General features: G+C 56.7%; 6 protein-coding genes and 1 pseudogene. 4 read left to right on the top strand and 3 right to left on the bottom strand.

Annotated elements, in window-relative coordinates; all coding sequences use genetic code 11:
* The first annotated feature begins 330 nt into the window (after nucleotides 1-330).
* The 4 genes from pheS to folK all read left to right on the top strand — a co-directional run bounded on the left by pheS (nucleotide 331) and on the right by folK (nucleotide 3,565).
* Nucleotides 331-1,335, top strand: coding sequence for a phenylalanine--tRNA ligase subunit alpha (gene pheS, locus AMR42_RS13325; protein WP_099534160.1), 1,005 nt, complete (start codon nucleotides 331-333; stop codon nucleotides 1,333-1,335).
* Nucleotides 1,336-1,391: 56 nt separating this feature from the next.
* The gene (locus AMR42_RS13320) at nucleotides 1,392-2,141 is read left to right on the top strand and encodes a pantothenate kinase (protein WP_099534159.1); all 750 of its coding nucleotides are present in this window, start codon (nucleotides 1,392-1,394) and stop codon (nucleotides 2,139-2,141) included.
* A gap of 143 nt (nucleotides 2,142-2,284) precedes the next feature.
* Nucleotides 2,285-3,058, top strand: a complete 774-nt coding sequence (locus AMR42_RS13315) for an SDR family oxidoreductase (RefSeq protein WP_099534158.1) — start codon at nucleotides 2,285-2,287, stop codon at nucleotides 3,056-3,058.
* 96 nt (nucleotides 3,059-3,154) lie between these two features.
* Nucleotides 3,155-3,565: a 2-amino-4-hydroxy-6-hydroxymethyldihydropteridine diphosphokinase gene (gene folK / locus AMR42_RS13310; protein WP_099534157.1), complete on the top strand. Its 411-nt coding sequence runs from the start codon at nucleotides 3,155-3,157 to the stop codon at nucleotides 3,563-3,565.
* 76 nt (nucleotides 3,566-3,641) lie between these two features.
* Here the strand turns inward: folK and purU are convergent, their stop codons facing one another.
* From purU to AMR42_RS20555, 3 genes and pseudogenes are all read right to left on the bottom strand, one after another.
* A complete protein-coding gene (purU, locus tag AMR42_RS13305) occupies nucleotides 3,642-4,496 on the bottom strand; it encodes a formyltetrahydrofolate deformylase (protein ID WP_099534156.1) in 855 nt (284 codons plus the stop codon).
* A 310-nt stretch (nucleotides 4,497-4,806) separates the two neighbouring features.
* A complete protein-coding gene (locus AMR42_RS13300; protein WP_099534155.1) occupies nucleotides 4,807-5,511 on the bottom strand; it encodes a DUF4340 domain-containing protein in 705 nt (234 codons plus the stop codon).
* 13 nt (nucleotides 5,512-5,524) lie between these two features.
* Nucleotides 5,525-5,825: pseudogene (locus tag AMR42_RS20555) on the bottom strand (ABC transporter); the annotation flags it as partial.

Raw genomic sequence — 5,825 nt, 5'->3', positions numbered from 1 at the left:
TTCCAAATCCCGATCGCCCCGCCGAGCATTCCACCGGTCACCAGCAAACCCAACAGCCCGATCGCCAGGGAATTCGCCAGGGAATTCGGGGTTTGGCGCTGGCTTGTCTGGCCCAGATAGCTGGTCTCAATCGTTTGAGGTTCGCTCATCATTAATTAACCAAATCCTAAGGCCAGGATCTTAGGCCAGAAAACAAGCGGGCGATCGCCCGATGCTCTATCCTTTGATGGGACGGGTGATGATTTCAGCCGATCGCTTTGCGATTTTTTGGCGCATTCGGTGAATTCATTAAACCCAACTCCATGCCGCCTTTCTCAATTGTTTTCAGCCATGACTGCCACCCAGGTCAGCGACCTCGAAGCCCAACTGAGCCAACTGCAAGCCGAAGCCCAAAGCGCGATCGGCCAAGCCCCTGACCTCGACGCGATCGAGCAGTTGCGCGTTGCCTTCCTGGGCAAAAAAGGCAAAATCTCCGCCGTGCTGGGGGGCATGGGCAAGCTGCCCGCCGAAGATCGGCCGCGGATTGGAGCCAAGGCCAACGAAGTGAAAGACGCGGTGCAAGACCTGCTCGATCGCCGACGGGCAGATCTGCAAGCGGCGGCCATTCGGGCCCGGCTGGATGCGGAAACCTTGGATGTGACCGCGCCGGGAACCTATCGCCCCTTAGGCCGCAAGCATCCCCTCGCCAGCACGATCGACCGGGTAGTCGATATCTGCGTTGGCTTGGGCTACACGGTGGCCGATGGCCCCGAAATGGAAACGGACTATTACAACTTCGAGGCCCTGAACACGCCCGCCGACCACCCGGCCCGCGACATGGCCGACACTTTCTATTTGCCCGACGGCAACCTGCTGCGCACCCACACTTCCGCCGTGCAGCTTCGCTACATGGAAGAGCGCGAACCGCCCATCCGCGTTGTGGCTCCCGGCCGGGTCTATCGACGCGACACGGTGGATGCAACCCATGCGGCCGTGTTCCACCAAATTGAGCTGCTGGCGATCGATGAGGGCCTGACCTTCACGGACATGAAAGGCACGATCGAAACCCTCCTGGGCGAAATTTTCGGGGAAGTGGAAGTGCGGTTCCGCGCCAGCTACTTCCCCTTCACAGAACCCTCGGCGGAGGTGGATGTGAAGTGGAAAGGGCGCTGGCTAGAGGTGCTGGGTTGCGGCATGGTGGATCCCAACGTGATGAAGTCCGCTGGGCTGGATCCGGAGGTCTATTCAGGCTTTGCGGCGGGCTTTGGGGTGGAGCGCTTCGCCATGGTTCTGCACCAAATCGACGATATTCGCCGGGTTTATGCCAGCGATCTCCGGTTTTTACGCCAGTTCTAAGCAAGTCTCATCCCATCAGGTTTAATTCCCATCAGGTTTAATTAATTGTGCTCCCGATGGCGACGAGCAACGATGGGGCCGATCGCTGGCGATCGCTGATGGTGGGGAATTCGCGCTGGCATTGGGGCGATTGGACGGGCGATCGGCTCGATCGCGCTTGGGATGATGCACAGCCGCCCCCGGATCACCTGGCCCTAGAGCGACCCGTTTGGGCCGCCTCAGTGGTTCCGGGGGCACTCGATCGATGGAGCGATCGGGCTGACTGGCGCATCATCACGTTGGCCGATCTCCCGATCGGGGGGCTGTATTCCACCTTGGGGATCGATCGCGCCTTGGCTGTGCTGGGCGCGGGTCAGCGCTACGGATTCCCGGCTTTGGTGATTGATGGCGGCACGGCCCTGACCGTGACGGCTGTGGATCCAAACCGGCAACTGATCGGCGGGGCGATCGCGCCGGGGTTGGGGTTGCAATTGCGCAGCCTCACGGAAAAAACTGCCGCCCTGCCGGCCGTGCTGCCACCCACCCAACTCCCAACCCTCTGGGCCCAGGACTCGATTGGGGCGATCGCCAGTGGGGTGGTCTGGGGCGTGGCCGTCCTGGCGCAAACTTGGTTGCAAACCTGGCGATCGCGCTATCCCCACGGCACGGCGGTGATTACCGGCGGCGATGGCCCCGCGATCGCGCAATATCTCCGGGCAATTGACCCAACCCTCACGGTTGATTTACACCCGGATCCTTCCATCATCTTTGCGGGCATTCAAGCCGTTCGTTCTCAGAACAAACCAGAATGTTTCCAAAACCCTTAAGCGCTCATCCGCGACAGACCAACCACAGATGAGCCAGAACGTAACAGAATATTAATAATCAGTTTAAACTGCTTAATTGCGTTGTTTTGAACTCGTTGGGTCGCGATTGCCCAGGACATTCTGATACTTTATTTCCCCCAATCATGACCCAAACTCAAGGTACGGCACTGGTTACGGGTTCCGCCATTCGGCTTGGCAAGGCGATCGCCCTCGGCTTGGCCAAAGCAGGCTACAACATTGCCCTGCACTATGGTTCCTCCCACGATGCAGCCCAGGAAACGGCGGCGGAATTTCGCGCTTTGGGAGTGGAATGCGAGCTGTTTCCCTTTGACTTGCTCCATGAACCGGACATGCAGCCTTTGATCGATCGCGTGCGATCGCGCTTTGGCGATTTAAACCTGTTGGTTAACAGTGCTTCCGTGTATGACGCAGCCCCGATCGCAGAGACAACGCCTGACCTGTTTGCCAAGCAATTTAAGGTGAATTTTGAAGCCCCCTACTTCCTCACCCAAGCCTTTGCCAAAAACGGCGGAACCGGCTGTGTGATTAACATCATCGACAACAAGGTGGCTTTCAACCAATATCAATATTCAGCCTATTTGCTCTCCAAAAAAGCCTTGGCAGAATTTACAAAATTGGCGGCGATCGAACTGGCTCCCCAAGTGCGGGTTAATGGCATTGCTCCGGGTGTCATTTTGCCCGCCGGGAGCCGCACCAGTGACTATATTCAGTGGCGAGTTCAGGGCATTCCCGTGAAGCAACAAGGCTCTACGGAAAACATTTCCCAAGCGGTGAACTATATCCTGAATAATCCTTTTGTGAATGGGCAAATTTTGTTTGTGGATGGGGGCGAATCCCTAACCAATGTGGGGCAAAATGCCGTGACCTACGAGCAGACCACCCAAATTAAGCAATAAACACAAGGGCGATCCCAACCGGCGATCGCCCTTTTTTCCAGCGATCGCCTGTTCCCGTTTAACCAACGTTTGATCCCGCTTCTGAGGCTAAATTCTATGTATCAAGCAATTTTGTCCGTTGGTTCCAACATTGAACCCCAGCACCATTGCCAGCAAGCGGAGCAAATTTTAGCCCAGGAACATCAACTGGTTGATAAATCCGCTTACATTGTGACCGCTCCCGTTGGCTATCAAGATCAAGATGATTTCTTGAATGGGGCCTATTGGGTATCCACCCACTTAAGCTATTTGGAATTTAATCAATATTTGAAGGATTTGGAAAAGCGCCTAGGGCGTGTCAAGGGGCCAATTAAATCTGGCCCCCGGACGATCGACCTCGATATCATCATTTGGGACGGGCAAGTGGTACATGATGATTTCTACAGTAAGGATTACACCAAGATTCCGGTGCAAGAGCTGCTCGATCGCCACGGAATTCAATTGGCGGCATCCCAGGCGATCGGCTAAATTTTCGGTGAATTTCCTGACCCGATCGCGTAGCCGATTTCATCACCCATTTCCGGTGAATCCCCGGTTTAAAAACCTACTCAAACACCACCGTGCGGTTGCCATACACCAACACCCGGTTTTGTAAGTGCAACCGCACCGCTCTGGCCAAAACCACTCGTTCTAGATCTTTCCCTTTGCGGACCAAATCCTCAACGGTGTCGCGGTGGCTGACTCGGGAAACATCCTGTTCAATAATCGGCCCTTCATCCAGATCTTGGGTGACGTAGTGGGCCGTTGCGCCAATCACTTTCACGCCCCGATCGTGTGCCCGTTGGTAGGGATTAGCTCCGGGAAATGCGGGCAAAAAGGAATGGTGAATGTTAATTGCATTCGGGAAAGCCGCCACAAATCCCGGGGTAAGAATTTGCATATATTTCGCCAGCACCACCAAATCAATTTGATATTCCCGCAGTAGCTCCAATTGTTTAGCTTCGGCTTCGGCCTTGGTGTCTTTGCTGATGGGCACGTGGTGATAGTCGATGCCAAATTGTTGGGCGATCGGGGCCAAGTCCGGGTGATTGCTAATAATGAGAACGATTTTGGCGGGGATTTCACCGGCTTTGTTCCGCCACAGCAAATCCAGCAGGCAATGATCTTGGCGGCTAACCCAAATGGCCATCCGGGGCACTTCGTCAGAGAAGTGAAGCTGCCAAGTTGCGCCGAGGGGTTTGGCGATCGCCCCAAAGGCTGGATCAATTAAATCGCGGGGCAAATTAAACCCATCCAGTTGCCATTCCACCCGACTCAAAAAGAGATTGGCTGTCGGGTCTTGGTGTTGGTCGGCGTGCAGAATATTGCCACCGTTGGCATCAATAAAACTGGCAATTTTGGCGACTAAACCCCGTTGATCTGGACAGTTAATGAGCAGTGTTGCAGTGGCTAAAGACATGTTTGCAAAGGTGGCAGGCGCGATCGAACCTTTGAATTTTAAGCGAAACCCTGACAGCAGCCAGCACCGCCGTCCCCACGGGTTTTGCGTAGGGGCGTACCGCTGTACGCCCTCCGCTGTACGCCCTCCGCTGTACGCCCTCCGCCAGGATCAATCGCTTGATCTCCTTTGGGTATTGGGGGATCTGGCGTACCTGAGGGCGCATGGCGATGCGCCCCTACGGTGAGGCTGCGGGCGATCGGGGTTGATCGCCTGATCTCGGTTGGGTATTCGAGACTTGGCGTACCGAAGGGCACATGGCGATGTGCCCCTACGGTGAGGCTGCGGGCGATGGTGAGGTCGTGGGGCTGGGGCTGGCTGTGGGGCTAGCCGTCGGGCTGACTGTGGGGCCGGCTGTCGGGCTGGGCGTGACCGATCCACTCGGGCTAGGACTTGGAGGCGGCGGCGGTTGCTTCCATTCCGCTAAAGGCCGATCGACCGTGGCGAGCTGGAAATCCTTGGGAATTAAGGCCACAGACACTTTGCCCGGCAAGGGTTGGGGCGGATCCACCAGTGCATAGAGAAAAGAATCGTCAAACCCAGCCTGCCCGATCGCCAGCCGATGTTGCTGGCCGGTTTTCAGGCGCATCGTGATTTCGGCACGGGGGCGATCGAGGCCCAATTCTGCAAGCTGGGCGGGCGATCGCTCAATGGTGCGATCGCGCTGAGACGAGGCCAGCAAACTGGTCAAAAACGCCACGGCTCCATCGCTGGCCGGTTCCGCTGCACCTCCATTCAACCGCAGTTCCCACAGGGTTTGCCCCGGTTGGAAGTTGGCCCGGCGATCGAGCTGCACGGTTCGATCGCCCAGTTTCAGGGTCAACTGTTGAATATCAGCTTCCGCAAAGCCAAACAGCTTGGCCTGTTGCTGTTGTTGGGCTTGTTTTTGGGTGGATTGCGTCTCAAACAAAGCCACGCCACCGGCCACCCCCAGGGCGATCGCCAAAATCCAAAGGGTCGAAGATTTGAGCTTCATGGTCGTTCGCTCCCTAGCGTCGCTTCCACCACATCACACCCGCCAAGGTCAGCCCCCCGATCGGGAACACCCCCAACGCCAACAGCAGCAACAGCGCAGACTGTTGATTCGTGATGGTGAAACGTCGGTTATTGGGTTCGCGCGGCCGAATGGAAAGGCTGCTTTCCGCGCGATCGCCCAACCAACCCACCGAATTCAGAAACACATCGCCATTGAGCTGCTGGCTAAATAGCCCATCCGCCATAAACGACGAGTTACCAATCACCACCAGCCGAGCGGCTTTCGGAGGGGCCGGGCTGGGGCTGGCCGTCGGG

This window comes from Limnothrix sp. PR1529 (assembly GCF_002742025.1).
Classification (GTDB): Bacteria; Cyanobacteriota; Cyanobacteriia; order CACIAM-69d; family CACIAM-69d; genus CACIAM-69d.
This window is presented reverse-complemented; position numbering and strand designations above follow the sequence as displayed.

Bases quoted from the DNA above. Each gene is read 5' to 3' on its own strand.
- pheS (WP_099534160.1), top strand. From the start codon at position 331: ATGACTGCCACCCAGGTCAGCGACCTCGAAGCCCAACTGAGCCAACTG.
- AMR42_RS13320 (WP_099534159.1), top strand. From the start codon at position 1,392: ATGGCGACGAGCAACGATGGGGCCGATCGCTGGCGATCGCTGATGGTG.
- AMR42_RS13315 (WP_099534158.1), top strand. From the start codon at position 2,285: ATGACCCAAACTCAAGGTACGGCACTGGTTACGGGTTCCGCCATTCGG.
- folK (WP_099534157.1), top strand. From the start codon at position 3,155: ATGTATCAAGCAATTTTGTCCGTTGGTTCCAACATTGAACCCCAGCAC.
- purU (WP_099534156.1), bottom strand. From the start codon at position 4,496: ATGTCTTTAGCCACTGCAACACTGCTCATTAACTGTCCAGATCAACGG.
- AMR42_RS13300 (WP_099534155.1), bottom strand. From the start codon at position 5,511: ATGAAGCTCAAATCTTCGACCCTTTGGATTTTGGCGATCGCCCTGGGG.